The sequence below is a fragment of the Sphingopyxis sp. genome (genome assembly GCF_016463645.1).
In the GTDB taxonomy this organism is placed as follows: domain Bacteria; phylum Pseudomonadota; class Alphaproteobacteria; order Sphingomonadales; family Sphingomonadaceae; genus Sphingopyxis.
This window is the reverse complement of sequence record NZ_JAEMQX010000056.1, coordinates 1-23,617: the sequence shown is the minus strand read 5'-3', so window position 1 is coordinate 23,617 and position 23,617 is coordinate 1. Positions and strand designations below refer to the sequence as shown.

Sequence of the window (23,617 nt, the reverse complement as noted above, 5' to 3'; positions counted from 1 at the left end):
AGATGCTGCTCGCGATCGACGTCGGCAACACCAACGCCAAATTCGCGCTGTTCCGTGGGCAGGAACTGCTCGCGCGCTGGCGCATCGCGACCGACGACCGTCGTACGGCCGACGAATATATGGTCTGGCTCGACCAGCTGATGCGGATCGAAGGGCATGATCGCGCCGATGTCGATGCGGTGATCATCTCGACCGTCGTTCCGCGAGCGCTCCACAATCTGCAGCTTCTCGCGGTCAAATATTTCGGGGTCGATGCCCTCGTCGCGGGGCGCGAGCCGGTGACGTGGGGTATCGCGCTGAAGGTCGACGAGCCGCAGTCGGTCGGCGCCGACCGCGCGGTCAATGCGATATCGGCGCAGGCAGTCGAACCCGGCAAGGACAAGCTGGTCATCAGCTTCGGCACCGCGACGACACTCGACCATATCGGCCCCGACGGCGCCTATCGCGGGGGGATCATCGCGCCCGGCGTCAACCTGTCACTGGAAGCGCTCGTCGCCGCCGCAGCGAAATTGCCGCGCATCGCCATCGAGGTGCCGGCAACGGGCAGCGTTATCGGGCGGACCACCGAAAGCCAGATGCTGATCGGTGTTTACTGGGGCTATGTGTCGATGATGGAAGGGCTGATCGCGCGCATGAAGGCGGAGATCGGCAAGCCGCTGACCGTCATCGCAACGGGCGGGCTCGCGACGCTTTTTCAGGAACAGGCGCACCTGTTCGACCGTATCGAACCCGATCTGACGCTGAACGGGCTGATGCACCTCTATAATCAACGGAAGACAACGACATGACGACTCCGGGCAAGGAGCTGCTTTTCCTCGCATTGGGTGGATCGGGCGAGATCGGCATGAACGCCAATCTCTATGGCTGCGACGGCAAATGGATCATGCTCGACCTCGGCGTGACCTTCGGCAGCCACGATTATCCGGGGATCGACATCGTCATGCCCGATCTCGAATTCATCGAGGACCGGAAGAAGGATCTGCTCGGCATCGTGCTGACGCACGGACACGAGGATCATATCGGGGCGATTCCCTATCTCGCCGCCGACCTTGGTGTACCGCTCTATGCCAACCGCTTCACCGCAGGGCTGATCGCGCACAAGCTGGCCGAAGAGGGGCTGGAAAAAGAGGTCGAGATCAAGGTCGTCGATATCGACGACAGTTTCCAGCTCGGGCCGTTCGGCATCCGCCTGATCCCGCTCGCGCACTCGATCCTCGAAATGAGCGCGGCCGTGATCGACACGCCCTATGGGCGCGTCTTCCATACCGGCGACTGGAAGCTCGATGAGCAACCGATCCTCGGGCAACCCGCGACCGCCGCCGCGCTGACCGCGGTCGGTGACGAGGGCATCGACGTCCTCGTCTGCGATTCGACCAACGCCTTCAATCCCGAAGCATCGGGCAGCGAAGGCGGCCTCCGCAAAGGGCTGGAGCAGGCGGTCGGCGCAGCGAAGGGCAGGGTGGTCGTCACGACCTTTGCGTCGAACGCCGCGCGTCTGGCGACGCTGGGGGCGGTTGCGAAGGCGACGGGGCGCACGCTGTGCGTCGCGGGCCGGTCGCTCGACCGCATCCTCGGCGTCGCGCGCTCCGTCGGCTATCTGAAGGATTTCCCGCCGACGATCGATTTCGACGAGGCGATGCGGCTGCCGCGCGACAAGGTGATGGTGATCGCCACGGGCGGGCAGGGCGAACCGCGCGCGGCGCTGGCGCGCATGGCGGCCGACATCCACCAGATCAAGCTCGAGGCCGGCGACACCGTCGTTTTCTCGTCGAAGCAGATTCCCGGCAACGAGGTCGCGATCGGGCGGATCATGAACCAGCTCGCGGCGAAGGATGTGCTGACGGTTACCGAAAAGCAGGCGCATATCCACGTCAGCGGCCATCCGGGGCAACCCGAACTCGCCGCGCTTTATGGCTGGTTGCGGCCCAGGCTCGTGGTCCCGGTGCATGGCGAGATCCGCCATATGCACGAACAGGCGCGCTTCGCGCTTGAAAAGGGCGTGCCCGATGCGCTGGTGCAGGAAAATGGCGATCTGGTGCAACTCGCGCCGGGCTCCGCGAAGATCGTCGAGCGCGTGCGCGCGGGGCGGCTGATCCTCGACGGCGATGTCATCCTGCCCGCCGACGGCGAGACGATCAACGAGCGGCGCAAATTGTCGCTGAACGGCCATATCACCGTTGCCGTCATTTTTTCGGACAAGCGTTTCGTCGAAAGCGCGGTGAGCTATCGCGGCGTCCCCGTCGAGGACGAGCGCGAGGCCTTTATCGACGAGATGCGCGAAGCCGCCGAGCAGGCGGCGACGGGGCCGGCACGCGACGAGGAGAAGCTCCGTGAGGCGATCCGCCTCGGCGTGCGCCGCGTCGCGACCGACTGGACGGGCAAGAAACCCGTCGTCGATGTCATGCTCGTCGACGTCTGAGTCCGGAGCGACCGCGATGAAATGGACCTCGGCGCTCGCCATCTACCTCCTCTTCTGGGCGTTCAGCGCCTTTTTCGTGCTGCCCTTCCACGGCCGCCGCGCGAGCGACGACGAAACGCCGCTGGTCCGGGGTCAGGAACCGGGCGCGCCCGCGACCTTTCGTCCCGGGCGAATCCTGCTGCAGATGACGATCGCCGCGACGATCGCGTTCGGGCTCTATTATGCCGCCTATGTGAACGGCTGGGCGGACCCGGATGTGCTGACCGGGCGGGCGTAGGCCCTTCGAGCGCGCGGCAGTTTCCTGTCGGTTGCTGCCATCGCCGGATTTCGCAGATGTGGCGCAATCGGGTAACCGGACATCGCCATGCGGAGCTATCTGAAGAGGCTGATCGCCTCGCCCTCGACCCACAGCACGTCGGGTGGGCCGTCCCTTGTGAATCGAACGGTCACTGGCGCTTCAGGACCAGTGGAGACCAGCACCAGATCGCCATGCCGCAAGGCTGCCCGTACGAAATCGGACCTTGTACTGTCCGACATAACGACCGCGTTCCATGAATATGATCCGCTGCCCGCCATGAACCGCGCAATCGGGACACGCGGGCTTTAGCCTGTATCGACAGGAATATATCCGGAAGGTGCGACCAAACTTCCGAACCTGTCCGACATGCCGTATGAAAAGCCGGTCGTTCCGACAATCAACCGGGCCGGTGAATCCGCCTGCCAATAAAGCAGGTCCGAGATCATCCAGGCATGGGGCCGCGGCAGCCGGGACCGCAGCGCTGACGAAAGCCAGCGACCCGAACGATGCCAAAACAGTCGTCCAAAGCCCCATGCGCGCAACCCCATGGCGATGCCGAAACGTCTGCAACCGGCCGGAAATACGACGTTCCCGTCAGATTCGCCCTTTGCCGCTCCGGCTAGTTCCGCAGGCGGTCGATCGCCTGCGCCAGTGCGACATAAAGCTTGCCGATGTCCGACGACAGCAGGGTGACGCTGATCGCCGAACCGTCGCGCGCGCCGATCAGCACGCGCAGCATCGCCTCGAAATCGTGGATGAATTGGTTCACCGACGCATGGAATGTGTCGTCGGCCTGATAGAGACGCAGGATTTCCTTCGCCTCGCTATTCTCGATCAGCTTGACCGCGCGGCGCGCGAACACGCCGCGGTCGCCCTTGAGATAGGCATCCCATGCGGTGTCGCTGACTTCGGTCGAAAGAATTTTCGTGACGTCGATCGCGGTCGATTTGAGCGCTTCGGTGAGCAGGCCGACCTGCTTCGCGAGCGATTCGCGGCCCGACGCCGCGATCGCCTGTTCGGCTTCGCTGACGCGCTGCTCGACGCTCGCGCTCGTGTCCATGATCGTGATCAGCTGGCGCATCAGCCGGTCGGCGGCGCTGTTCGCCGCGGCGACCGCGCGCGCCGATGCGTCCTCGATGGCGGTAAGCTGTGCCATGACCTCGTTCCTGAACGCCGCATCGATCGCGCCGGTCGCGGTTGCCTGCATCGCGTCGCGGGCGTCCGATACCAGCTTCTCGAGCGTCAGCCGCGCTTCGTCGGCCGCCGAATCGGCGGTGGCGCGAACCTCGGCGAGCGTCGCGATCATCCGCGCGCCGCCCTGTTCGGCGAATTCGTCGGCACCGCCGCGCAGCTTCGCCAGTGCGGCCTCGGCCTCGGCGAGCGAGGCGTTGATGCGATCGACCAGCTCCTGCTGGCCGGCGGCATGGCCCGCCATCTGTTCCTCGTTCGACCTGAGCGTCGCCTGCACCGCATTGACGTGCGACATCGTCGACTGGGCGACGAGTTCGGAGGCGTCGAGCAGCGGGCGCAATTGCGACAGCGCCGTCTGCGTCGTCTTGCCGTGCGACGTGATGCGATCGAGCGCATGCGGCAGCGTCTCGTCGAGCTCGCGCGTCACCGCATCGAGCGCGAGCAGGAGCGATTCGGCGTGGGCGATGAGCTGGTGTGCCGACGCATTGCCGCTGTGCACTTCCTGCATGAAGGTGCCGAGCTGGGCCCTGGTGTCGTCGATCGCGCGGCCGATGACCCCGGTGCTGGCCCCGACGCTGACATCGAGGATTTCGAGCTGTTTGCCGACCTCGGTCACATGCGCGGTGATACGCGCGGCGAGGGCATCGCTGGCGTCGGCGTGCGCCGAAAGCTGCGCGCCCATCGCGTCGCCCGCCTCGCGCGCAGCGGCAAGCTTGGCTTCCATCAGGGTGCCGGCGTCGTCGACGCCTTCGCGGAACTCCCGCCAGCTCTTTTCCATCTGGCCCGTTATCGACGCGACCGTCGATGCCATGTCGTCGCGCGCCGATGCGGCGAGGTTCGTCATGCGGGTGAGGGCGGCGTCCTGCGCGTCGGCGACCTGCGCCGATGCCTTGAGCAGGTCCGACTCGGTTTCCCTCGTCTGCCCCTGGAGCGCGACGATCGCTTCGAGGATGGCCGCCGTCGATGCTTCGCCCGTCCGGGCAGCCTTCGCCGCCTCTTCGCCGAGCGCCGCGAGCTTCGCTTCGAGATTGGCGCCCTGCTGGTGCGCGACGAGCCCGGCCTCGCGAAAATTGACCGCGAGCCGCTGCGCGACATCGTCGATCCGCGGCAGGCCGGCGAGCAGGCCGTCCATCCGCTGCAACGCGACATCGCCCGACCGGGCGAGCTGGTCGTGGGCGTTCGCGATGACCGAAGCGTTGCCCGCGAGCTTGTCGCTGCTTTCGCTCAGCCGCGCCACGGTATCGAGGCCGAGCTGCTGAACGATGCGCGCCTGTTCGCCGAGTTGCCGTTGCGCATCGGCAAGGTGCAGGCCGAGCGAGTGCATCGACCGGTTGAGCGCCATATTCTCCTCGCGTAACGCCGCGGCGACGCGGGCGAAGCGCGCCTGTTCGGAACGTCCCGAGCGGAGCAGCGCCATCCACAGGACGGCGATAAGGGTGAGGGGCATTGCGATGGTCGCGACGAGCGCGGGCCATGCCGCAATCGCGGGTCCTCGCGTGAAGCCGTCGGTGGCGACCGACAGCGCGAACCCGGTCCAGCCGATGGCGAGCAGGATGAGCAGCGCCGGTGCCATGCGGTCGCGCCATGGGGATGAGGGCAGCGGAAGATCGTCGACGTCATCGGTCGCGGCGAGCGCGGACATATCGAGCCAGTCCCGGTTGGCGGGCGCCCCGGCTTCGGGTGCAACAATGGCCTCGGGCGCCGTCGCTTCTGCCGGTTCTGCGCCGTCCGCTTCCGGGTTTGCCGCGGAATTCCGCCACAATCCGACGATTTTCTTTTCCCCCGTCATCGGACCATCTTAGCAGCAAATGGCTATCATGAAACGGAAACTTAACCACAGGATGACAATCCTGTGGAATGTCGTTCGATAGTGGCCCCCTCGACCGTTATCTCAACGCCGCGTTCGGGGACGACCCGACGATGGCGATGGACCTGCGCGGCGCTTTCAGCGGCAGCGCGCGCGACCTCGCCGACCTGATGCGCCGCGCCCGCTGCGACGCCAATTGGGAGGTCGCCGCGCTTCGTCTGAAGGGGCTTGCAGCGACCTTCGGAATCATTCCGCTGATCGAACTCGCCGAGGCGGCGATGGCAGGAGCTCCGGGCGACCCCGCGGTGCTTCGCCAGATCAATTCGGTGATCGAAGAGATCGCCTGACCGGCAGACCGGGTTCAATTCCCGTTCAGCCGCTTTCTTCCAGGGAAATATCGATGCCGGCTGTCTTGCCATGGCAACGCGACGGGTTTAGCCGCGTTATCGACGCGCGGCCGGACCTGCGTGCGCGAGACCCGCACGCCGGGGCGAAGGCGGCCGAGTTCAAAGGAGAGATTTCGATGTTCAACCGTTTCCGCTCGATGCCCGCAACGGCGATGGCTGCCGTGCTGGGCTGCGCGCTGATGACGACCGCCGTTCCCGCCGCTGCCCAGGAAAAGCCGAAGAAGGAAAAGCAGAAGAAGGAAGAGGAAGGCAAGGGCAAGGGGCTGACGGCCAGCAAGGGCTTTGGTCCGGCGCTCAAGAAAATGACCGATGCCACCGCCGCGAAGGACGCGGCGACGTTGCAGGCGGCGCTGACCGAAGGGCAGGGCACCGCGACGACGCCGGACGACAAATATCTCGTTGCCTTTTACCAGCTCCAGCTCGGCATTCTGAACAAGGATCAGGCGATCCAGAGTCAGGGTCTCGACGGGATGCTCGATTCGGGCATGACGCCGCCGGAAAATCTGGCGACCTACAACTTCTTTTCGGGCAATTTCGCCTATGGGGCGAAGGATTATCCGAAGGCGATCAAGCGGCTCGAAGCCGCCAAGGCCGCCGGCTCGACCGATCCCAATCTGCCCGTGCTGCTGATGGACAGCTATCTGAGCTCGGGGCAGGCCGATCAGGGTATCGCGATCGCCAAGGCCGCGATCGACGCAAGCCGCGCCGCGGGGCAGCGTCCGTCGGACGAACTCTATGTCCGCCCGATCAAGGCCTTGCAGGCCGCCAAGCGCAACGACGAGGTGCTCGACATGATGGCGCTGCGCCTGCGCGACTATAATCAGCCGGCGGTGTGGCGCCAGACGCTGTTCATCCAGTTGCAGGCCAATCCGGACAAGGAAGTCAGCCTGGACGTCCTGCGCCTGATGCGCGCGACCGGTGCGATGGAACAACGCCCCGAATATCTGGAATATGCGGCGCTCGCGACCGAAGCCGCCCTGCCGGGCGAGGTCGTCTCGCTGATCAGGTCGGGCAAGCAGAGCAAGGTCATTCCCGCGACCGACGCGAAGTTCGACGAGCTGCTGAAGAGCCAGACCGAACGTATGGGTGACGAAGAGTCGACGCTGACGGCCTATGCGCAAAAGCCGTCGACGCTGTCGAACCCCAAGGTGGCAGGCGCGACGGGCGACACGATGGTGGGTTACGGCCGCTATGCCGACGCGATTCCGCTGTACAAGGCCGCGCTCGCCGCCGGCGGCGACAAGGAACTCTGGACCTATCGACTGGGTGTGGCACAGGCGCAGTCGGGTGATATTGCTGGCGCCAAGGCAAGCTTTGCGCAGGTCACCGGGCCCCGCAAGCGGCTCGCCCAACTGTGGACGACCAAGATCGACGCCCCGGCTCCGGCACCTGCAGCCGCCGCGCCATCCACGGGCGGCTAAGCCTCGGGCCTTGCACAATCAGACAAGGGCGCCGTTCCGGACAGGAGCGGCGCCCTTTCTCTTGCCCGGCGCTGGCGTCAGGACCTGAAGGGGTCAGGACTCGACAGGAATCCCGGCGAGTTGCTTCGCGGTGCGAATCGTCAGCGACGTCTTCACGCTCGTGACATTGGGCGCCGAGGTCAGGTGCGCGGTCAGAAAGGACTGGAAGCTCTGGAGGTCGCGTGCGACGACCTTGAGCAGAAAGTCGATTTCGCCGTTCAGCATATAGCATTCGCGCACCTCGGGCAGACCGCCGACATAGTCCTCGAACGCCTTCAGATCGGACTCGGCCTGGCTGCGCAGGCTGACCATCGCAAAGACCGTGATGCCATAGCCGAGTTTCGCCGCATCGAGATCGGCGTGATACGACCGGATGACGCCCGATTCCTCGAGCGCGCGCACACGGCGAAGGCAGGGCGGAGCGGTCAATCCCACCATTTGTGCCAGTTCGACATTCGTCATCCGCCCGTTTTTCTGCAGCTCGCCCAATATCTGCAAATCAATCTGATCGAATTTCTGACTAGCCATCGTTGAAACATCCGCTTTCCAAAACTGTGATGACCATAATATTATTTCAGGCGATTGCAATTGTCCCACAATGCGACGTGGACAGTTAAGGCACTTTCATGACCGGGTGATTCACGCTAGCCGGTAAGCATCTGCTAACCAATGATCGAGGATGTGGGGCTCTGTTTCGCGTGACGGGTGACTCGATGATCGCCACCATCTTGCGCCAGGCGCCTGCGGATCGCCGTGCGAGTATCGCGGCGTGGCGGCAGCTCTCGGATATTCTGGCGCAGCGCGGCAATCAACTGGGCGATGAGGATATTCGCCGCAGCCTGCATGCGCTCGCCGTATTGCGGCCTCGCGTTCCCGAATCGGTGCGCCGCGACTGCGCGCGAGCGATCGCGCGCCACGGCCGCTTCGCCCCGCTCGTCGCGCTCTATGCCAACGATGTTCCCGCGGTTTCCGCGACCATGCTGCGCGATGCGCGATTGTCGGAGGCGGACTGGCTGGCGCTGCTCCCCGCGACCGGCGCGATGGCGCGGTCGGTACTGGCCGGCCGTCCGGACCTGCCGCCCGGTGTCTGTCGCGCGCTCGCGAGCCTAGGCAGCGGGTCGGTGGCGTTGCCGGGCCCGGACGTTGAAGCGGGCGAAATGCCCGCGCCGACAGCAGTTGCCGCTGGGGCGCCCGAACTCGCGCAAGCGGCGACCGGAGCCGGCCCCAGCCAGATCAGCGAACTGGTGCGGCGGATCGACAAATATCAGTCGAACCGCAGTCAGCCGGCGGCACCGCGCGCGCCGCGCGCGGCCTTTCTGTTCGAAACCGGTCCCGATGGCGTCATCCACTGGGTCGACGGCGTCAGCCGCGGCGCGGTGATCGGCCTGTCGATTGCCGAGGCGGCGTTCGGCGGCGAGCCCGGCACCGATGGTATCGCGGCGGGTGCCTTCCGTCAGCGGGCCGAAATCCTCAATGCGCGCATGTTGCTGGACGGCACATCGGCCGAGGCGGGCGAATGGCGTTTTTCCGCGCTTCCCTGGTTCGATCCGGCGACGGGGCAGTTTCGCGGCTATCGCGCCAGCGCCCGCCGGCCGCACCAGAGCGAAATGCCCTATGGCCGGACGCCAGCCGAAGATTCGGGCGATTCGATCCGGCAGCTGATCCACGAGCTTCGCAGCCCGCTGAATGCCATTTCGGGATTTGCGCAGATTATTTCGGGGCAGATGTTCGGCCCCGTGAGCCACAGCTATCGTGCGATGGCGGAGACGATCGTCGCCGATGCGGTTTCGGTGCAGTCGATCATCGACGATCTGGAAACGGCGGCACGCAGCAATTCCGCCAGGCCGGCGCAGCCCGCGGACGACGTCATCGATATCGGCGCGATCGTGTCGCAGGTCGAAAGCGAACTCGCGCCGCTTCTGGCCGATCAGCGTGTCGAACTCAGCATCTCGCGGATCGGGGGGCCGTTTCTCGGCTTCGCCGGCGACGCCGATGTCCGGCGCATGGTCGGCCGCCTGCTGACCGCGCTGGTCGATATATCCGAACCGGGCGCAATATTGGTCGGACAACTGGTGATCGAATCGCGCCACGACGACATGTTGCACCTGCGCATCGTGCGACCCGCCGCGATCCGCTTTACCGCCTCGGCCGACCTGCTGGACCCCGGATTCAGCCCCGAAGGCGAAGCTCCCGGCGCCGCGGTGCTCAGCCTCGGTTTTTCGCTCCGCCTCGTCGACAGCCTCGCGCGCGCATCCGGCGGACGCCTCGATATCGGGCATAACGCCTTGACCTTGCATCTGCCCTCGGCCAACTCGAAAGCCGAAGCCGAGCTGGAAGCCCAGCAGGGCGAGTAGGTCCGTTCGGGCCGGGGCAAAGGGAGCGCAGTGCAACCTGCGGGCAATTTCTTCGCATATCCGGCCGCGTCGGATCGGATAGCGCTGGGAGCGGGCGAACGGCCCCGCTTCTGGGTCACGATCGATACCGAAGAGGATTTCGACTGGGAGGCGCCATTCTCGCGCACCGGCTATCGTCTCGGTTCGGTTCCCGCCCTGGCCGAGTGCCAGACCTTTTTCGAACGCGCGCAGGTTCGGCCGATCTATCTCGTCGACTGGCCGGTCGTCGCGGACGACAGAGCCGTCGAAATCCTGGGAACGGCCGAAAAAGGCGGGCGCTGCGAGATCGGGGCGCAGCTTCATCCCTGGGTCACGCCGCCGCACGACGAGGATGTAAATGCGCGCAACAGCTACACAGGAAATCTGCCGCCCGGACTGCAGCGCGCCAAGATGATCGCGCTGCGCGACGCGATCCGCGACCGGTTCGGCGTTGCGCCTGTCGTCTATCGCGCCGGTCGCTACGGGCTCGGTCCCGATAGCGCGACGATGCTCGCCGAACTCGGCTTTCGCTGCGACACGTCGGTCCGTTCGGGATTCGACTATCGCGAGGGCCACGGACCCGATTATCGCGCCGCGCCGCTCGACCCCTGGTGGGTACACACCTATCGGGGAGCCATGCTCGAAATTCCCGTCACGACGGTTTTCGGGGGGCTGCTCGGCCGCGTCGGGCGGCCGCTCTATCATCGCATGGCACGAAACGGCACGCATGTCGGCGCCGCGCTCGCGCGGCTCGGCCTGGTCGAGCGCATCGCGCTGACGCCGGAGGGGATTCCCGCCGAACGCGCGTTGAAGGCGATCGACATCGCGATCGAAGCGCGGCTGCCCGTGCTCAACTTCTCCTTCCATTCGCCTTCGCTCCAGCCGGGCAACACGCCCTATGTGCGGAGCGCGGCGGATATCGATCTGTTCTATCGCTGGTGGGACGTCGTTCTCGATCATCTCGCGCGGCGCGGCGTCGAGGCCACGACGGCCGCCGAAATACTGGCGATGGCCGAACGGAAGGGAGCACGGCCGTCCGCCGGCTGAGCGTTGGCGCTTGCCAATGCGCCGCAGGCTCCGCTATCGCCCGCACACCCCCACGGGTTTTGAAACGGGGGCCTGTAGCTCAATGGTTAGAGCTGGCCGCTCATAACGGCTAGGTTGCGGGTTCGAGTCCTGCCGGGCCCACCATTTTCCTTGCAAATCGAAACCGATATCTCTCCATTGCCGGAGCAGAAGGAGAGGGACATGGGGAAGCGGCGGACGATCTTGCTCGGCGGCCTTGCGGTCGTGGCAGTTGTGGCGGGGGCGGTCGCGGTTCGCACCGCGACCTTCGCTCCGGACGGCATCGCCGACGGCAGCGAAATTCGCCTCGCCGCCGTGCCGGCCTATGACCTCGGCGCTGCGGTGGCGCATCTGAGCGAGGCGGCGCAGATCCGGACGATCTCGCACCAGGATCCGGCCGGGAATGATATCGCCGAATGGGACCGCCTGCATGGCTGGCTCGCGGCGACCTATCCCGCTACGCACCGCGCGATGCAGCGCACGATCCTGCCGAACCGGACGCTCATCTATCACTGGCCGGGCAGCGATGCATCGCTCGCGCCGATCATCGTCATGGCGCATCAGGACGTCGTGCCGGTGACCGAAGGCACGGAGAAGGACTGGAAATACCCGCCTTTTGCCGGGACGATCGCCGAGAAGGCAGTCTGGGGGCGCGGCACCGTCGACGACAAGGGCTCGCTGATCGGGCTGTTCGAGGCGATCGAGGCGCTGGCCGCGCAGGGATTCCGGCCGAAGCGCGGCATCTATCTGGTTTCGGGGCACGACGAGGAGGCGGGCGGTTCGGGCGCGGTCGCGGCGGCCGCCAGGTTGAAGTCCGAAGGCGTGCGCGCGCTCTATACGCTCGACGAGGGCAGCGTCGTGCTCCGCGACACGCCCGTGATCGACGGGCCGGCGATCCTGATCGGCGTCGCGGAAAAGGGCTATGCGACGCTCAAGGTCACCGCGAACGCGCCGGGCGGGCATAGTTCGATGCCGCCCGCCGAAACGGGCGTGACGACGCTCGCGCGCGCGGTGCTCGACATCGCCGAAAGTCCGTTCCCGATCGAGATGCGCGGCCCCGGTGCGGCGATGGTCGAGGCGCTTGCGGCGCACAAGGGGGGCGTCACCGAGCTGGCGGTGGCGAACCGGTGGCTGCTCGGGGCGCCGCTCAGGAAGCAGCTGTCGGCCTCGCCCTCTTCGGCCGCGGCCTTTCACACGACGATCGCGCCGACGATGCTGGAAGGCAGCCCCAAGGAAAATGTCCTGCCGCAATCGGCCACCGCGCTGATCAACTATCGCATCGCGCCGTGGAACAGTTCGGCCGATGTCATGGCGCGGGCGAAGGCGGCGGTCGGCGATGCGCCGGTCGAACTGAGCTGGGTCAAACCCCCGAACGAACCGTCGCGCGTCTCGTCGAGCAATTCGGAGGGCTGGAAATATGTCGTCGCCGCCGCGCGCGCCGACGCCCCCGATGCGGTGGTCGCTCCCTATCTGGTCGTCGCCGCGACCGACAGCCGCAGCATGGAGCCGATTTCAGAGGATGTGTATCGTTTCATGCCGATGCACTTCACGCTCAAGGAAACCGCAATGATCCACGGGACCAACGAGCATATGACGATCGACAGCTTCAGGCGGATGATCGATTTCTATGCGCGGCTGATCGCGACGTCGGCCGGCTGAGGCCGACGGCGCAAGGGGATAGTGGTCGGGGAGACAGGATTCGAACCTGCGACATCCTGCTCCCAAAGCAGGCGCGCTACCGGGCTGCGCTACTCCCCGACGACCGACCCGCGCCTTAGACAGCGTCGGGCCGCAAGTCTATACGCTGCTTGTCGCGGGCCCCTTGAGTTCGATCAGATTTCCTTCGGGGTCGCGGAAATAGACCGACGGGCCTTCTCCCCCGGCGCCGTAGCGCGGCCCGGCCTGCTCGACCTCGACGCCGTGGCGGGCGAGATGCGCGCGGATCGCGTCTTCGTCGAACGGCGTGATCGCGAGCGCGAAATGATCGACATTCCGTCCTTCGATGCCCGCCGCTGCGCCGCCGGCGGCACCGAGCCGGCCGTCGATCGTTATCAGATCGATCAGCGATTGCCCGGCGCGAAGCTGGAACAGACCGATTTCGGCCTGTTCGCGCTCGTCGCTGCAGCCGACGACCTCGCGATAGAAGGCCAGCATCCGGTCGAGATTCGAAACGCGCAGGACGATGTGGTCGAGGCCCTTGAGGCCGAAGGGCGGGGTGGGCATCGAAATTTCCTTTGCAGCGGCGTTTCCGCTCATGACGACGCCTGAATGGCCTGCCGGGTTGCAGGCAAAGAAAAAGGCGGCCTTCCCGAAGGAAGACCGCCCGTTTCCGTTTCAGTCATTGCCCCGAAGGGCTGCGACTTACTTCTTGGCTTCTGCCGGAGCAGCAGCGGCGTCAGCGGCCGGAGCGGCAGCAGCGTCAGCGGCCGGAGCAGCAGCGGCGTCGGCCGGAGCAGCAGCTTCGGCGCCGGCAGCGGCAGCGTCGGCACCAGCAGCGGCGGCTTCGGCGCCGGCAGCAGCGGCGTCGGCGCCTTCTTCGGCAACCGCTTCAGCGGCCGGAGCTTCGGTGGTGGCTTCTTCAGCAGCCTTTTCACCGCAAGCGGCGAGGGCGAACATGCTGGCAGCAACGGCGATAGCAGCAAACTTCTTCATGATGTGTGGGCTCCCTAAAATGCCTTTCCGCGTCGGGAAAACTTCCCGTACCGCGAGCGGCGGGATTTAGCCGTTCCGCGTGAATCGTCAACAAAAATAATTGAGATGGTCGGGGGTCGCGCGAATCTGTCATTTCTCCGTAACAGTCACGGAAGCTCGCTGTCCGCGCTGTTTGCGAGAATCGCCAGAACCGCGCTCCAGACCACGACATTCTGGCGGAGCTGGGCCGGATCGATCTTGTCGAGCGTGTCGTCGGGCGTGTGGTGGAGGTCGAAATAACGCGTACCATCCTGGGCCAGATCGATCGCCGGAACACCGGCCTGGACGAGCGCGCCGATGTCGGCGCCGCCGTTCGCCGCCTGCTTGCCGCGCACGACACCGAACGGCACCACCGCGGCGGCGAGCCGGTCGGCGAGACCCTTGGCGCTGTCGGGCAGCTTGAAGTCGATCCGCCACACGCGATCGGCGCCGAAATCGGATTCGAGCGCGACGGCGTGCTTTTCGGTTCCGTGCTTTTCGAAATAGGCCTTGCCGCCGAACACGCCGACCTCTTCGGCGCCGGCCCAGAGAATGCGGACGGTGCGGCGGGGCTGCCCGGCGCTCATCACATGCTTCGCGGCGGCGGTGACGATGCCGCAGCCCGCGGCGTCATCGATCGCGCCGGTACCGAGATCCCAGCTGTCGAGATGGCAAGCGACAATCACCGGGCTGGCGGCCGGATCGCTGCCGGGTACTTCGGCGATGACATTGCCCGAATGTTTCGTGCCGAGGTTTTGCGGCGTCAGAACCAGCTTCATGCGCAGCGGTTCGGGCACATAGCCCATCGCATTCTCGCTCTTGCGCATCTGCTGCGCGCGTTTCCACTGACGGACGAGCTGGTCGGCGTCGGGGTTCGAGATCGCGCCGGCGGGGATCGGCTTCACGCCGGCCTCGAAGTTGGTGCCGCCGGCGTGCGGATTGCGATGATCGTCGGTGCCGATCGCGCGGATGACGGTCGCGATCGCGCCCTTCTTCGCCGCGGCATTGGCGCCGATGAAGCGTCCGCGGCCGTAGGTGCCATAGCCGCTGCCGTCCTGCGCGGACGCCATCTGATGGTCGATGAAGACGATCTTGCCCTTCACCAGATGTTCGGGCGCCGCGACGAGCGCATCGAAGCTTTCGAAATAGGCGATGTCGCCCTCGATCCCCCTGGGGCCGGTCGAGGCGCTGGTGCCGAGCGCGGTAATCGCGACCTTCTGCGGCAGGAACGGGCTGGTCAGCCAGGCCTGTTCCTCGCCGCGTACCCACACCGGCATGTCGAACTGTTCCTCGCGGACATTGGCGAAACCCATGGCCTGCAAGCGTGCCACCGCCCAGCGTCGCGCAGCCGCTTCGGCCTCGGTGCCCGCCATGCGCGGCCCGATCTCGGTCGTCAGATCCTCGGTGATCGACCAGGCGATGTCGTCGCCGCGCTGAGCGAGCTCGGCCGCGCCGGGCGGTGGAGGAATCGAAGCCGACAGCGGCGAGCCGAGGAGGGCGAGGCTCGTGCCGGCGAGCGCGAGGAGGCGGGCGGAGATCGTTTTCGTCATGCGCTTGTCCTAGCGGGGCAATTCGGGCGGCCGCAAGCGCCGATTGCCAACCGCGCGCCCATTCGCTAACCGGCCCCCAAACTCTCCCGGCCGCGACTGCGGCCCAGCCCATACCGGAGCATCCCATGGCCGCCCAATATAGTTTCGTGATGAAAGGTCTGAGCAAGACCTATCCCGGCGCGCAGAAGCCGACGCTCAAGGACTTGAGCCTGCAATTCTATCCCGACGCCAAGATCGGCATCGTCGGTCCGAACGGCACGGGCAAATCGACGCTGATGAAGATCATGGCCGGAATCGACAAGGATTTTACCGGCGAAGCGTGGCCGGGCGAGGGGATCACTGTCGGCTATCTGGCGCAGGAGCCGCAGCTCGACCCGACCAAGACGGTCAAGGAAAATGTCATGGATGGCGTTCGCCCCGTCGCCGACATGCTCGATCGTTTCAACGAGATCAGCACGCTGATGGCAGATCCGCCCGCCGACGCCGATTTCGACGCCCTGATGGAGGAAATGGGCACGCTGCAGGAAAAGATCGACGCGATCGACGGCTGGACGCTCGACAACCAGCTCGAAATCGCGATGGAAGCGCTGCGTTGCCCGCCGGGCGACTGGAGCGTCGAAAATCTGTCGGGCGGTGAAAAACGTCGTATCGCGCTGACTCGCCTGCTGCTCGAGAAGCCGTCGATCCTGCTGCTCGACGAACCGACCAACCACCTCGATGCCGAAAGCGTCGCGTGGCTCGAAAAGCATCTGGTCGACTATCCGGGCAACGTCATCCTCGTCACCCACGATCGCTACTTCCTCGACAATGTCGTGAACTGGATCCTCGAGCTCGATCGCGGCCGCTACTTCGTCTACGAGGGGAATTATTCCACCTACCTCGAAAAGAAGGGCAAGCGCCTCGAGCAGGAAGCGCGCGAGGATCAGGGCCGCCAGAAGGCGATCAAGGACGAGCTCGAATGGATCCGGCAGTCGCCCAAAGCCCGTCAGGCCAAGTCTAAGGCACGTATCAAATCGTTCGACCAGCTCGTCGAGGCGCAGGAAAACCGCGCTCCCGGCAAGGCGCAGATCGTCATCCAGGTTCCCGAGCGCCTCGGCGGCAAGGTGATCGAGGTGTCGAACATCTCGAAGGCCTATGGCGACAAATTGCTGTTCGAGGACCTGTCCTTCACGCTGCCCCCGGGCGGTATCGTCGGCGTTATCGGTCCGAACGGCGCGGGCAAGTCGACCCTGTTCAAGCTGATCACCGGGCAGGAACAGCCCGACGGCGGCAGCGTCGCGATCGGCGACACCGTCCGCCTCGGCTATGTCGACCAGAGCCGCGACGCGCTCGACCCGAACAAGAATGTCTGGGAAGAAATCTCCGGCGGCCACGACATGATGTCGATCGGCAAGCACGAGATGCAGACGCGCGCCTATGTCGGCGCCTTCAACTTCAAGGGCACCGACCAGCAGAAGAAGGTCGGCCAGCTGTCGGGCGGCGAACGCAACCGCGTCCATATGGCGAAGATGCTGAAGCAGGGCGGCAACGTGCTGCTGCTCGACGAACCGACCAACGATCTCGACACCGAAACGCTCGCGGCGCTCGAGGAAGCGCTCGAGAATTTCGCGGGTTGCGCGGTGGTCATCAGCCACGACCGCTTCTTCCTCGACCGCCTTGCGACGCATATCCTGGCGTTCGAGGGCGACAGCCATGTCGAATGGTTCGAAGGCAATTTCGAATCCTATGAAGAGGACAAGATCCGCCGCCTCGGCGACGATGCGACGCGTCCGCACGCGACCTCGTACAAGAAGCTGACGCGCTAAGCGCCGTGGCGGGGGAGGCGGCACCGGTTTCGTCGGGCGCGATCCGCATGGACGCGGACGCGCTCAACGATTTCATGGCGGAGGCTTTCCCGCATTCGCAGCCCGGCTCGCGTGGCCGGGTGGTCTCGGCCGTGCCGGGGCATGTCCGCGCCCGGCTCGATCCCAACGAGCAGGCGCTCCGCCCGGGCGGACTGATCTCGGGTCCGACCCAGATGGGTTTCGCCGACATGGCGGCCTATGCGCTCGTCCTTGCGCATATCGGCCCCGTCGCGATGGCGGTGACGAGCGCGCTCAACTACCAGTTCCTGCGCCCGTGCCGTCCGGGAGCGCTCTTCGCCGATGCGAATCTGCTGCGCCTCGGCAAACGGCTCGCGGTGATGGATATCCGTATCTGGACCGACGATGCCGACAAGCCCGTCGGTCAGGCGAATGTGACTTACGCCATTCCCTAATATTCCAGCGACGGATACCAGTCGGTTCCGCGGCCCGAGGGTGTCAGGTCAAGGATATTCCACAGGCTCGCGATATCGGGCGCGCCGCGCGGGTCCTGCCCCGGGTCGGCCATTTCGGCGGTCATCTCGCTCTTCCAGAACAGCCGGACATCGTCACCGTCTTTCCGGAACACCGCCAGCATCGGATTTTCGCTCCCGTCGGCATTGAGAAGCCGGAAATCCTTCGCAAAACCGTCTCCGACCAGCTGCACGAAATCGAGCGCCTGCCATCCGCGCGCGGCCGCGAAAGCCTGCTGGCGTTCGACCGGGCTGCGCCCGAATATGTGGAACGCGACGCGCCGTCTGATGTCGTTGACGTTGCCGTCCACCGAACCCAGCCAGTTGGTGCACATCGGGCAGGGCCGGTCGCGTTCGGGCCCGTACATCCAGAAATAGGCGACCAGCGTATCGCGGCCGCCGAACAGGTCGGCAAGGCCGAGTTCGATCCCGTCGTTCAGCCTGAACCGATAGTCGCTCATCCGCGGCCCGGGCGGCAGCGCCCGGCGCTGCGCCGCGACGCGGGCGATCCGGCGGCGCAGGTCGATTTCCTCGGCAAGGAGCGATTTGCGGGCCTTGGTGTAGGATTCATCCTCGCCGGGAAAAGCATGTCTGCGCGAAGCAAGCGCCGGCGCAGCCAGCAGGGTCTGGCGAAGGGCCATCCAATTCTCCTTTTTCGGGAGAACGTTCGATTTGTACGATTGTTGCAGCGGCATTTCACCGCTGCTCGCAGCCAGGTCTCGTTTCGTCGCCGATCAGGCGGGCGGGACTTCCCATAGGATCAGTTTGGTCGCCTGTACATTCTCGCGCGCCTTTGCGCCGTCGAGCCGGGTTAGCCTGGCATCGCCCTTGAGTGCGCTCATTTCGAACATCGCGTCGATGACGACAACCTCGCCCGCGGCGACCTCGATTTCCGTGATGCCGGCGTTGGCCATGATCCCCTTCGCCATCGCGGCATGAAGGCGATGCGTTCCGGGCGCGATATCGGCCATCAGCATCTGTCCCGACTTGATCTGCCCCTTGGCGGTGTCGTCGAGCGTGACGTTCATTCCCTGCAGCGCCGCAACGAAGCCGCGGCGGGTGACATAGATGCGCGCCTTGCCTTCGGGCGCGTGCATCGCGCGGGCGTCGGCAAGCGTGGCGGTATCGGCCTTCTTCCCCGACTTGTTGCTCGACAGCGACCAGACGATGAGCCCGACGATCGCGACGAGGGTGATCACCGAAAAGATCAGCATCGTGCCGGGCGAGAGCGACTGCGCAATGGCGGGTCCCATCAGCGCCCCGACGATCGCCGCGACGAAGATCACGGTCACCCAGAATGCGTTCTTGCTCATGTCGCCCTCCTGTTCAGGCGGGAGAAAAATCTCCCGTCGCCTCGTCCATCACGTGCAGCACGCCATCGCTGATCGCGAAAAAGGCGCCGCGCAGTTTCAGCCTGCCGCGCCGGACCTTTTCCTGAATGCACGGAAAAGTCATCAGATTGTCAAGGCTTACGCGAACCGCGGCCAGCTCCATCGCGCGGCCCGCCTCGCGATTGTCGATGTCGGCATGCTTGCTCCGCACCTCGGCGCTCGCATCGTCGAGCATGGCGATCCAGTCGGCGATGAAGCCGCCGCGGCCCGGCTCGGCGCCTTCCATCGAGCGGTGCAGCGCCGCGTGGCAGCCGCCGCACATGCCGTGGCCCATCACGACGATTTCCTCGACCTTCAGGAACTGGACGGCGAATTCGAGCGCCGCCGAGACGCCGTGGCGTCCGGGGTTGGTCTCGAACGGCGGCACCAGCGCGGCGACGTTGCGCACGACGAAGATTTCGCCCGGGTTGGTGTCGAAAATCTGCGAGGGTTCGGAGCGGCTGTCCGAACAGGCGATGATCATCACCTTCGGCGATTGCCCCTCGGCAAGCTGCTCCCAGCGTTCGCGTTGTTCCGCCCAGCCGCCGTTACGGAAACGCCGGTAGCCCTCGATCATGTCTGCAAAGTGAGTCATGCGGGCGCCTTAGCATAGGCAGAGAGGTTGAGAAGAGGCGCGCGCACGACTATGTGGGCGCCATGAACGCTCCCGCATCGCCCGCACAGCCCGCATCGACTCCCAGCCAGCGCGCGCGCAAGCCCGACTGGATCCGCGTCAAGGCGCCGACCAGCCCCGGTTATGCCGAAACGCGCAAGCTGATGCGCGAGCTCAACCTGCATACGGTGTGCGAGGAAGCGGCGTGTCCCAACATCGGCGAATGCTGGACGAAAAAGCATGCGACGGTGATGATCCTCGGCGACACCTGCACGCGCGCCTGCGCCTTCTGCAACGTCAAGACGGGGATGCCGCGCCCGGTCGACCTGCTCGAGCCCGAGCATACGGCGATCGCCGCGGCGAAGATGGGGCTCAGCCACATCGTCATCACCTCGGTCGACCGCGATGATCTGCCCGATGGCGGGGCGAGCCAGTTCGTGAAGGTCATCGAGGCGCTGCGCCGCGAAACGCCGCAGACGACGATCGAGATCCTGACCCCGGACTTTCGCAACAAGCCCGAGAGCGCGGTCGCGGCGATCGTCGACGCGCGGCCCGACGTCTATAACCATAATCTCGAAACCGTGCCGCGGCTCTATCCGACGATCCGCCCGGGCGCGCGCTATTATGCGTCGCTGCGTCTGCTCGAAAGCGTCAAGCGCCGCGATCCGTCGATCTTCACCAAGTCGGGCGTGATGCTCGGGCTCGGCGAAGAGCGCATGGAAGTGCATCAGGTGATGGACGACATGCGCAGCGCCGACATCGACTTCATGACGATGGGACAGTATCTGCAGCCGACGCCGAAACATGCGAAGGTCGCGGAATTCGTGACGCCGCAGGCGTTCGATGCCTATGCGCAGATCGCGCGCGCCAAGGGCTTCCTGCAGGTCGCCTCGTCGCCGCTGACGCGATCCAGCTATCACGCCGGCGACGATTTCGAGCGCATGCGCGCGGCGCGCGAGGCGCAGCTGGCGCGCGTCAAGGCGGGCTGAGCGCTCTTTGCCGAGGCATCACGAAACACGCGAACTTCCGTACAGCGACGAACAGATGTTCGCGCTCGTCACCGATATCGCGCGCTATCCCGAATTTCTGCCGTGGGTCGTCGCGCTGCGCATCCGCGACGACAGCGAGCATGAAACCGTTGCCGACATGATCGTCGGTTTCAAGGGACTTCGGGAAAGCTTCTCATGCCGGGTGCACAAGCAGCGGCCGCACGAGGTTTGCGTCAGCTATATCGACGGCCCGATGAAGCACCTGAACAACGAATGGCATTTCCAGCCTGCCGACGGTGGTGGGTGCCGTGTCGACTTCATGGTCGATTTTTCGTTCCGCAGCCGCGTGTTCGAAGCACTCGCCGGGCAGATGTTCGACAAGGCGCTGAGGAAGATGATCGCGGCGTTCGAGGCGCGCGCCGACGAACTTTACGGGGCGGGAAGGGAGATATCCTCCGACGGACGCAGCTCGTCCTTTTCGGGCTGAAGCAGGTCAAGCGCGAACAGCGTCGCGGCCTGGCGGATCGCGGCGCGGTCGGTCGATTCGAACTGGACGCGCTGGGTGAAATAATCGTCGGGATCCTGACCCCGCAGCGCGCGCGCGAAGACGACCTGGCCGACGGGCTTCTTCTCCGACCCGCCGCCGGGACCGGCGATGCCGGTGATCGCAACCGCGACGTCGGCGTCGCTGTTGGCGAGCGCGCCCGCAGCCATCGCCCAAGCGGTCGCCAGCGAGACCTCGCCAAAGGTTTCGATGATCTCGCTGCTGACGTCGAGCTGGGTTTGCTTGGCGTGTCCCGAATAGGTGATGAAGCCCGCCGAGAAGACGTCGGAGCTGCCCGCGATGTCGGTCAGCGCTGCGCTGACCATGCCGCCGGTGCAGCTTTCGGCGACGGCAACCCTGCGCCCCGCTGCACGGTTGTTGGCGAGGACACTCGTCGCGTGTTCATCGCGCGCGGCGAGGCGCGCTTTTTCGACAGACTGCAAGGTTCAATTCTCCGGAAGTTTCAAGGTCGCGGCGGCCTGAGCCGCTATCCCCTCACGGCGGCCGGTAAAGCCCAGCCGCTCTGTCGTTGTCGCCTTCACACTAATCCGTTCGACCGGAATCGCAAGGATTTCGGAAATGCGTGCGCGGATCGCGTCCCGATGCGGGCCGATTTTCGGCGCTTCGGCGATGATCGTCAGGTCGAGATGGTCGATCCGTCCGCCGCGCGCCGCGACGCGCTCGCCGGCAAACGCGAGGAAGCGGTGCGACGCGGCGCCGCGCCACTGCGGATCGCTCGGCGGGAAATGATCGCCGATGTCGCCGTCGGCCAGTGCGCCGAGGATCGCGTCGGTCAGCGCGTGAAGCGCGACATCGGCGTCGCTATGCCCCTCAAGTCCATGACTATGCGCGATTTCTGTCCCGCCGATCCACAGCGGCTTGTCCGTCACGAGACGGTGGACGTCATAGCCCATGCCGACCGCGGTTCGCATCATGACGTTCGTCCCCAAAAGCCCCGAGAGGATATCCATATCCTCCGCATATGTCAGTTTGTGAAGCCGCGCATCGCCCGGAACAGCGGCCACGGTCGTACCAAGCCGGCGGACGAGCTGGGCGTCGTCGGTCGCCGTTGCCTCGACCGCCTCCGCATGTGCGCGGCGCAGCGTTCCGAGACGGAAGCCTTGCGGCGTCTGCACTCTTGCAAGCACGCTGCGATCGACCACATCGCCGGCTTCGTCATGCGCTTGTTCGACCAGTGTGTCGGGGACCGGCAGGGTCGGGATGGCGGCTTCGGCGGTTTGCAGCGCCGCGAGCAGGCGATCGATCACCCCGGCGGTCATGCCCGGCCGCGCGGCATCGTGAACAAGCGCCAGCGTCGCGTCTTGCCAATCGGCGAGCGCCGCCAGCGCATTTGCGACCGATTGCTGCCGTTCGGCGCCGGGAGCGGTGGAAATCCATCCATCCGGCAGCGGACCCGCCGCCGCTACGACATCATCGTTCGCCACGAGGACGCCGTTCGAAATGGCGGGATGGGCGGCAAGCGCGTCGAGACTCCATCCCAGCACGGGCTTGCCCCCGAGCAGTTCGAGCTGCTTTGGCTGGCCGAAACCGGCGCGCGTCCCCTGGCCCCCGGCGAGCAGGATTGCCACGACGGGCGGAGCGGGGGAGGACATGGAGTCGATCATCAGCCGCGCCGGTTAGCGCAGCCGCAGCTTGCGGGAAAGCGGCTTAGCGTGTAGGGGCTGCTCAAAATTTAGGCAATTTGACGAAAGCTCCCCGCCATGGCGCCGCTCCGGCCCATCCAGATCGGCAATATCACTATCGCGGATCCCGTGATCCTCGCGCCGATGACAGGCGTCACCGATCTGCCGTTCCGCAAGCTCGTGCGTTATTATGGCTCGGGGCTCAACGTTACCGAGATGATCGCGAGCCAGGCCGCGATCCGCGAGACGCGCCAGTCGATCCAGAAGGCGGCGTGGGATCCGGTCGAAGAGCCGGTATCGATGCAGCTCGTCGGCTGCACCCCCTACGAGATGGGCGAGGCGGCGAAGCTCAACGAGGACCGCGGCGCATCGATCATCGACATCAACATGGGCTGCCCGGTGCGCAAGGTCACCAACGGCGATGCGGGATCGGCGCTGATGCGCGACCTGAAGCTCGCTGCGGCGCTGATCGAGAGTTGCGTCAAGGCAGTGTCGGTGCCGGTGACGGTCAAGATGCGCATGGGCTGGTGCCACGACAGCCTCAACGCGCCCGAGCTGGCGCATATCGCCGAGGATCTCGGCGCAAAGCTCGTCACCGTCCACGGTCGCACGCGCAACCAGATGTACCGCGGCGAGGCCGACTGGGGCTTTGTCCGCAGCGTCAAGGATGCGGTGTCGATCCCCGTCATCGTCAACGGCGACATCTGCTCGGCCGGAGATGCGAAAACCGCACTTGCGCAGAGCGGCGCGGACGGCGTCATGATCGGTCGCGGCGCCTATGGGCGGCCGTGGCTGCTCGGGCAGGTGATGGCGGCGCTGCGCGGCGAGGCCGAGCGGCCCGACCCCGGCCTCGACGAACAATATGACGTCATCACATCGCATTATCGCGCGATGATCGACCATTA

The 23,617-nt window shown here is 65.5% G+C and carries 23 protein-coding genes and 2 tRNA genes; 14 read left to right on the top strand and 11 right to left on the bottom strand.

The features are described 5' to 3' along the window. Positions 1–2: 2 nt before the first annotated feature. The 3 genes from JHC57_RS12800 to JHC57_RS12790 are packed head-to-tail and all read left to right on the top strand — an operon-like array spanning position 3 to position 2,696. On the top strand, positions 3–788 hold the full coding sequence (locus tag JHC57_RS12800; protein WP_294030433.1) for a type III pantothenate kinase: 786 nt from the start codon (positions 3–5) through the stop codon (positions 786–788). Then, positions 785–2,419: a ribonuclease J gene (locus JHC57_RS12795; RefSeq protein WP_294030432.1), complete on the top strand. Its 1,635-nt coding sequence runs from the start codon at positions 785–787 to the stop codon at positions 2,417–2,419. The genes JHC57_RS12800 and JHC57_RS12795 overlap by 4 nt, the downstream gene beginning before the upstream one ends. Positions 2,420–2,435: 16 nt before the next feature. Next, complete coding sequence (locus JHC57_RS12790; RefSeq protein ID WP_294030431.1) at positions 2,436–2,696, top strand: DUF1467 family protein; 261 nt, start codon at positions 2,436–2,438, stop codon at positions 2,694–2,696. A gap of 640 nt (positions 2,697–3,336) precedes the next feature. Here the strand turns inward: JHC57_RS12790 and JHC57_RS12785 are convergent. Continuing rightward, positions 3,337–5,550: a hypothetical protein gene (locus JHC57_RS12785; RefSeq protein ID WP_294030430.1), complete on the bottom strand. Its 2,214-nt coding sequence runs from the start codon at positions 5,548–5,550 to the stop codon at positions 3,337–3,339. Positions 5,551–5,765: 215 nt separating this feature from the next. Here JHC57_RS12785 and JHC57_RS12780 point away from each other — a divergent pair, with 215 nt between their 5' ends. Both JHC57_RS12780 and JHC57_RS12775 read left to right on the top strand, forming a co-directional pair. Beyond that, positions 5,766–6,062 (top strand): Hpt domain-containing protein, encoded by a 297-nt coding sequence (locus tag JHC57_RS12780; protein WP_294030429.1) that lies wholly within the window; start codon positions 5,766–5,768, stop codon positions 6,060–6,062. Between the two features lie 176 nt (positions 6,063–6,238). Next, positions 6,239–7,543, top strand: a complete 1,305-nt coding sequence (locus tag JHC57_RS12775; RefSeq protein WP_294030427.1) for a tetratricopeptide repeat protein — start codon at positions 6,239–6,241, stop codon at positions 7,541–7,543. A gap of 93 nt (positions 7,544–7,636) precedes the next feature. Here the strand turns inward: JHC57_RS12775 and JHC57_RS12770 are convergent, their stop codons facing one another. Further along, positions 7,637–8,110, bottom strand: a complete 474-nt coding sequence (locus tag JHC57_RS12770; RefSeq protein ID WP_294030425.1) for an Lrp/AsnC family transcriptional regulator — start codon at positions 8,108–8,110, stop codon at positions 7,637–7,639. Positions 8,111–8,295: 185 nt separating this feature from the next. On the opposite strand from JHC57_RS12770, the gene JHC57_RS12765 reads away from it, so the two are divergent. The 4 genes from JHC57_RS12765 to JHC57_RS12750 all read left to right on the top strand — a co-directional run bounded on the left by JHC57_RS12765 (position 8,296) and on the right by JHC57_RS12750 (position 12,678). Then, on the top strand, positions 8,296–9,936 hold the full coding sequence (locus JHC57_RS12765; protein ID WP_294030424.1) for a histidine kinase dimerization/phospho-acceptor domain-containing protein: 1,641 nt from the start codon (positions 8,296–8,298) through the stop codon (positions 9,934–9,936). A gap of 30 nt (positions 9,937–9,966) precedes the next feature. Continuing rightward, positions 9,967–11,001 carry a polysaccharide deacetylase family protein gene (locus JHC57_RS12760; protein ID WP_294030423.1) on the top strand — a complete coding sequence of 345 codons (1,035 nt, stop codon included), beginning with the start codon at positions 9,967–9,969 and terminating at the stop codon, positions 10,999–11,001. 68 nt (positions 11,002–11,069) lie between these two features. Further along, a tRNA-Ile gene (locus JHC57_RS12755) sits at positions 11,070–11,145 on the top strand. Between the two features lie 57 nt (positions 11,146–11,202). Continuing rightward, entirely contained in the window at positions 11,203–12,678 is a 1,476-nt protein-coding gene (locus JHC57_RS12750; protein WP_294030422.1) for a M20 family peptidase, read from the top strand. Positions 12,679–12,700: 22 nt separating this feature from the next. On the opposite strand, the gene JHC57_RS12745 is transcribed toward JHC57_RS12750, so the two are convergent. The 4 genes from JHC57_RS12745 to JHC57_RS12730 form a co-directional block, all read right to left on the bottom strand. Next, positions 12,701–12,777: transfer RNA gene (locus JHC57_RS12745), tRNA-Pro, on the bottom strand. A gap of 39 nt (positions 12,778–12,816) precedes the next feature. Beyond that, positions 12,817–13,242, bottom strand: a complete 426-nt coding sequence (locus tag JHC57_RS12740) for a VOC family protein (protein WP_294030421.1) — start codon at positions 13,240–13,242, stop codon at positions 12,817–12,819. Positions 13,243–13,380: 138 nt separating this feature from the next. Next, positions 13,381–13,671 carry a hypothetical protein gene (locus JHC57_RS12735; RefSeq protein WP_294030420.1) on the bottom strand — a complete coding sequence of 97 codons (291 nt, stop codon included), beginning with the start codon at positions 13,669–13,671 and terminating at the stop codon, positions 13,381–13,383. A gap of 146 nt (positions 13,672–13,817) precedes the next feature. Then, positions 13,818–15,239 (bottom strand): M28 family peptidase, encoded by a 1,422-nt coding sequence (locus JHC57_RS12730; RefSeq protein WP_294030419.1) that lies wholly within the window; start codon positions 15,237–15,239, stop codon positions 13,818–13,820. Between the two features lie 125 nt (positions 15,240–15,364). Between JHC57_RS12730 and ettA the strand changes: the two genes are divergently transcribed. Then, complete coding sequence (ettA, locus tag JHC57_RS12725) at positions 15,365–17,044, top strand: energy-dependent translational throttle protein EttA (protein ID WP_294030418.1); 1,680 nt, start codon at positions 15,365–15,367, stop codon at positions 17,042–17,044. 47 nt (positions 17,045–17,091) lie between these two features. Next, complete coding sequence (locus JHC57_RS12720) at positions 17,092–17,496, top strand: PaaI family thioesterase (protein WP_294030417.1); 405 nt, start codon at positions 17,092–17,094, stop codon at positions 17,494–17,496. On the opposite strand, the gene JHC57_RS12715 is transcribed toward JHC57_RS12720, so the two are convergent. From JHC57_RS12715 to JHC57_RS12705, 3 genes are all read right to left on the bottom strand, one after another. Then, positions 17,493–18,194, bottom strand: coding sequence for a DUF899 family protein (locus JHC57_RS12715; RefSeq protein WP_294030416.1), 702 nt, complete (start codon positions 18,192–18,194; stop codon positions 17,493–17,495). The two genes, JHC57_RS12720 and JHC57_RS12715, sit on opposite strands and share 4 nt — an antisense overlap. 93 nt (positions 18,195–18,287) lie before the next feature. Then, positions 18,288–18,866, bottom strand: coding sequence for a hypothetical protein (locus tag JHC57_RS12710; RefSeq protein ID WP_294030415.1), 579 nt, complete (start codon positions 18,864–18,866; stop codon positions 18,288–18,290). 13 nt (positions 18,867–18,879) lie between these two features. Next, entirely contained in the window at positions 18,880–19,518 is a 639-nt protein-coding gene (locus JHC57_RS12705; protein WP_294030414.1) for a carbonic anhydrase, read from the bottom strand. A 62-nt stretch (positions 19,519–19,580) separates the two neighbouring features. On the opposite strand from JHC57_RS12705, the gene lipA reads away from it, so the two are divergent. Both lipA and JHC57_RS12695 read left to right on the top strand, forming a co-directional pair. After that, positions 19,581–20,525, top strand: coding sequence for a lipoyl synthase (lipA, locus tag JHC57_RS12700; RefSeq protein ID WP_294030412.1), 945 nt, complete (start codon positions 19,581–19,583; stop codon positions 20,523–20,525). Between the two features lie 7 nt (positions 20,526–20,532). Then, positions 20,533–21,012: a type II toxin-antitoxin system RatA family toxin gene (locus JHC57_RS12695; RefSeq protein WP_294030411.1), complete on the top strand. Its 480-nt coding sequence runs from the start codon at positions 20,533–20,535 to the stop codon at positions 21,010–21,012. Here JHC57_RS12695 and JHC57_RS12690 read toward each other — a convergent pair. Together JHC57_RS12690 and ispF are read right to left on the bottom strand one after the other, a co-directional pair. Continuing rightward, the gene (locus tag JHC57_RS12690; protein WP_294030409.1) at positions 20,955–21,512 is read right to left on the bottom strand and encodes a CinA family protein; all 558 of its coding nucleotides are present in this window, start codon (positions 21,510–21,512) and stop codon (positions 20,955–20,957) included. The two genes, JHC57_RS12695 and JHC57_RS12690, sit on opposite strands and share 58 nt — an antisense overlap. A gap of 3 nt (positions 21,513–21,515) precedes the next feature. Then, positions 21,516–22,694: a 2-C-methyl-D-erythritol 2,4-cyclodiphosphate synthase gene (ispF, locus tag JHC57_RS12685; RefSeq protein ID WP_294030408.1), complete on the bottom strand. Its 1,179-nt coding sequence runs from the start codon at positions 22,692–22,694 to the stop codon at positions 21,516–21,518. 96 nt (positions 22,695–22,790) lie between these two features. On the opposite strand from ispF, the gene dusB reads away from it, so the two are divergent. Then, positions 22,791–23,617: tRNA dihydrouridine synthase DusB (dusB, locus tag JHC57_RS12680; RefSeq protein WP_294030407.1), on the top strand; the 827-nt coding region annotated here is incomplete at its 3' end.

Excerpts from the sequence above, each read along its gene's own strand:
- JHC57_RS12775 (WP_294030427.1), top strand. The coding sequence starts at position 6,239 with ATGTTCAACCGTTTCCGCTCGATGCCCGCAACGGCGATGGCTGCCGTG.
- JHC57_RS12780 (WP_294030429.1), top strand. The coding sequence starts at position 5,766 with ATGTCGTTCGATAGTGGCCCCCTCGACCGTTATCTCAACGCCGCGTTC.
- JHC57_RS12790 (WP_294030431.1), top strand. The coding sequence starts at position 2,436 with ATGAAATGGACCTCGGCGCTCGCCATCTACCTCCTCTTCTGGGCGTTC.
- JHC57_RS12750 (WP_294030422.1), top strand. The coding sequence starts at position 11,203 with ATGGGGAAGCGGCGGACGATCTTGCTCGGCGGCCTTGCGGTCGTGGCA.
- JHC57_RS12710 (WP_294030415.1), bottom strand. The coding sequence starts at position 18,866 with ATGAGCAAGAACGCATTCTGGGTGACCGTGATCTTCGTCGCGGCGATC.
- ettA (WP_294030418.1), top strand. The coding sequence starts at position 15,365 with ATGGCCGCCCAATATAGTTTCGTGATGAAAGGTCTGAGCAAGACCTAT.
- JHC57_RS12770 (WP_294030425.1), bottom strand. The coding sequence starts at position 8,110 with ATGGCTAGTCAGAAATTCGATCAGATTGATTTGCAGATATTGGGCGAG.
- JHC57_RS12735 (WP_294030420.1), bottom strand. The coding sequence starts at position 13,671 with ATGAAGAAGTTTGCTGCTATCGCCGTTGCTGCCAGCATGTTCGCCCTC.
- lipA (WP_294030412.1), top strand. The coding sequence starts at position 19,581 with ATGAACGCTCCCGCATCGCCCGCACAGCCCGCATCGACTCCCAGCCAG.
- JHC57_RS12715 (WP_294030416.1), bottom strand. The coding sequence starts at position 18,194 with ATGGCCCTTCGCCAGACCCTGCTGGCTGCGCCGGCGCTTGCTTCGCGC.
- JHC57_RS12730 (WP_294030419.1), bottom strand. The coding sequence starts at position 15,239 with ATGACGAAAACGATCTCCGCCCGCCTCCTCGCGCTCGCCGGCACGAGC.
- JHC57_RS12785 (WP_294030430.1), bottom strand. The coding sequence starts at position 5,550 with ATGTCCGCGCTCGCCGCGACCGATGACGTCGACGATCTTCCGCTGCCC.
- JHC57_RS12720 (WP_294030417.1), top strand. The coding sequence starts at position 17,092 with ATGGACGCGGACGCGCTCAACGATTTCATGGCGGAGGCTTTCCCGCAT.
- JHC57_RS12800 (WP_294030433.1), top strand. The coding sequence starts at position 3 with ATGCTGCTCGCGATCGACGTCGGCAACACCAACGCCAAATTCGCGCTG.
- JHC57_RS12740 (WP_294030421.1), bottom strand. The coding sequence starts at position 13,242 with ATGCCCACCCCGCCCTTCGGCCTCAAGGGCCTCGACCACATCGTCCTG.
- ispF (WP_294030408.1), bottom strand. The coding sequence starts at position 22,694 with ATGATCGACTCCATGTCCTCCCCCGCTCCGCCCGTCGTGGCAATCCTG.
- JHC57_RS12795 (WP_294030432.1), top strand. The coding sequence starts at position 785 with ATGACGACTCCGGGCAAGGAGCTGCTTTTCCTCGCATTGGGTGGATCG.
- JHC57_RS12765 (WP_294030424.1), top strand. The coding sequence starts at position 8,296 with ATGATCGCCACCATCTTGCGCCAGGCGCCTGCGGATCGCCGTGCGAGT.
- JHC57_RS12705 (WP_294030414.1), bottom strand. The coding sequence starts at position 19,518 with ATGACTCACTTTGCAGACATGATCGAGGGCTACCGGCGTTTCCGTAAC.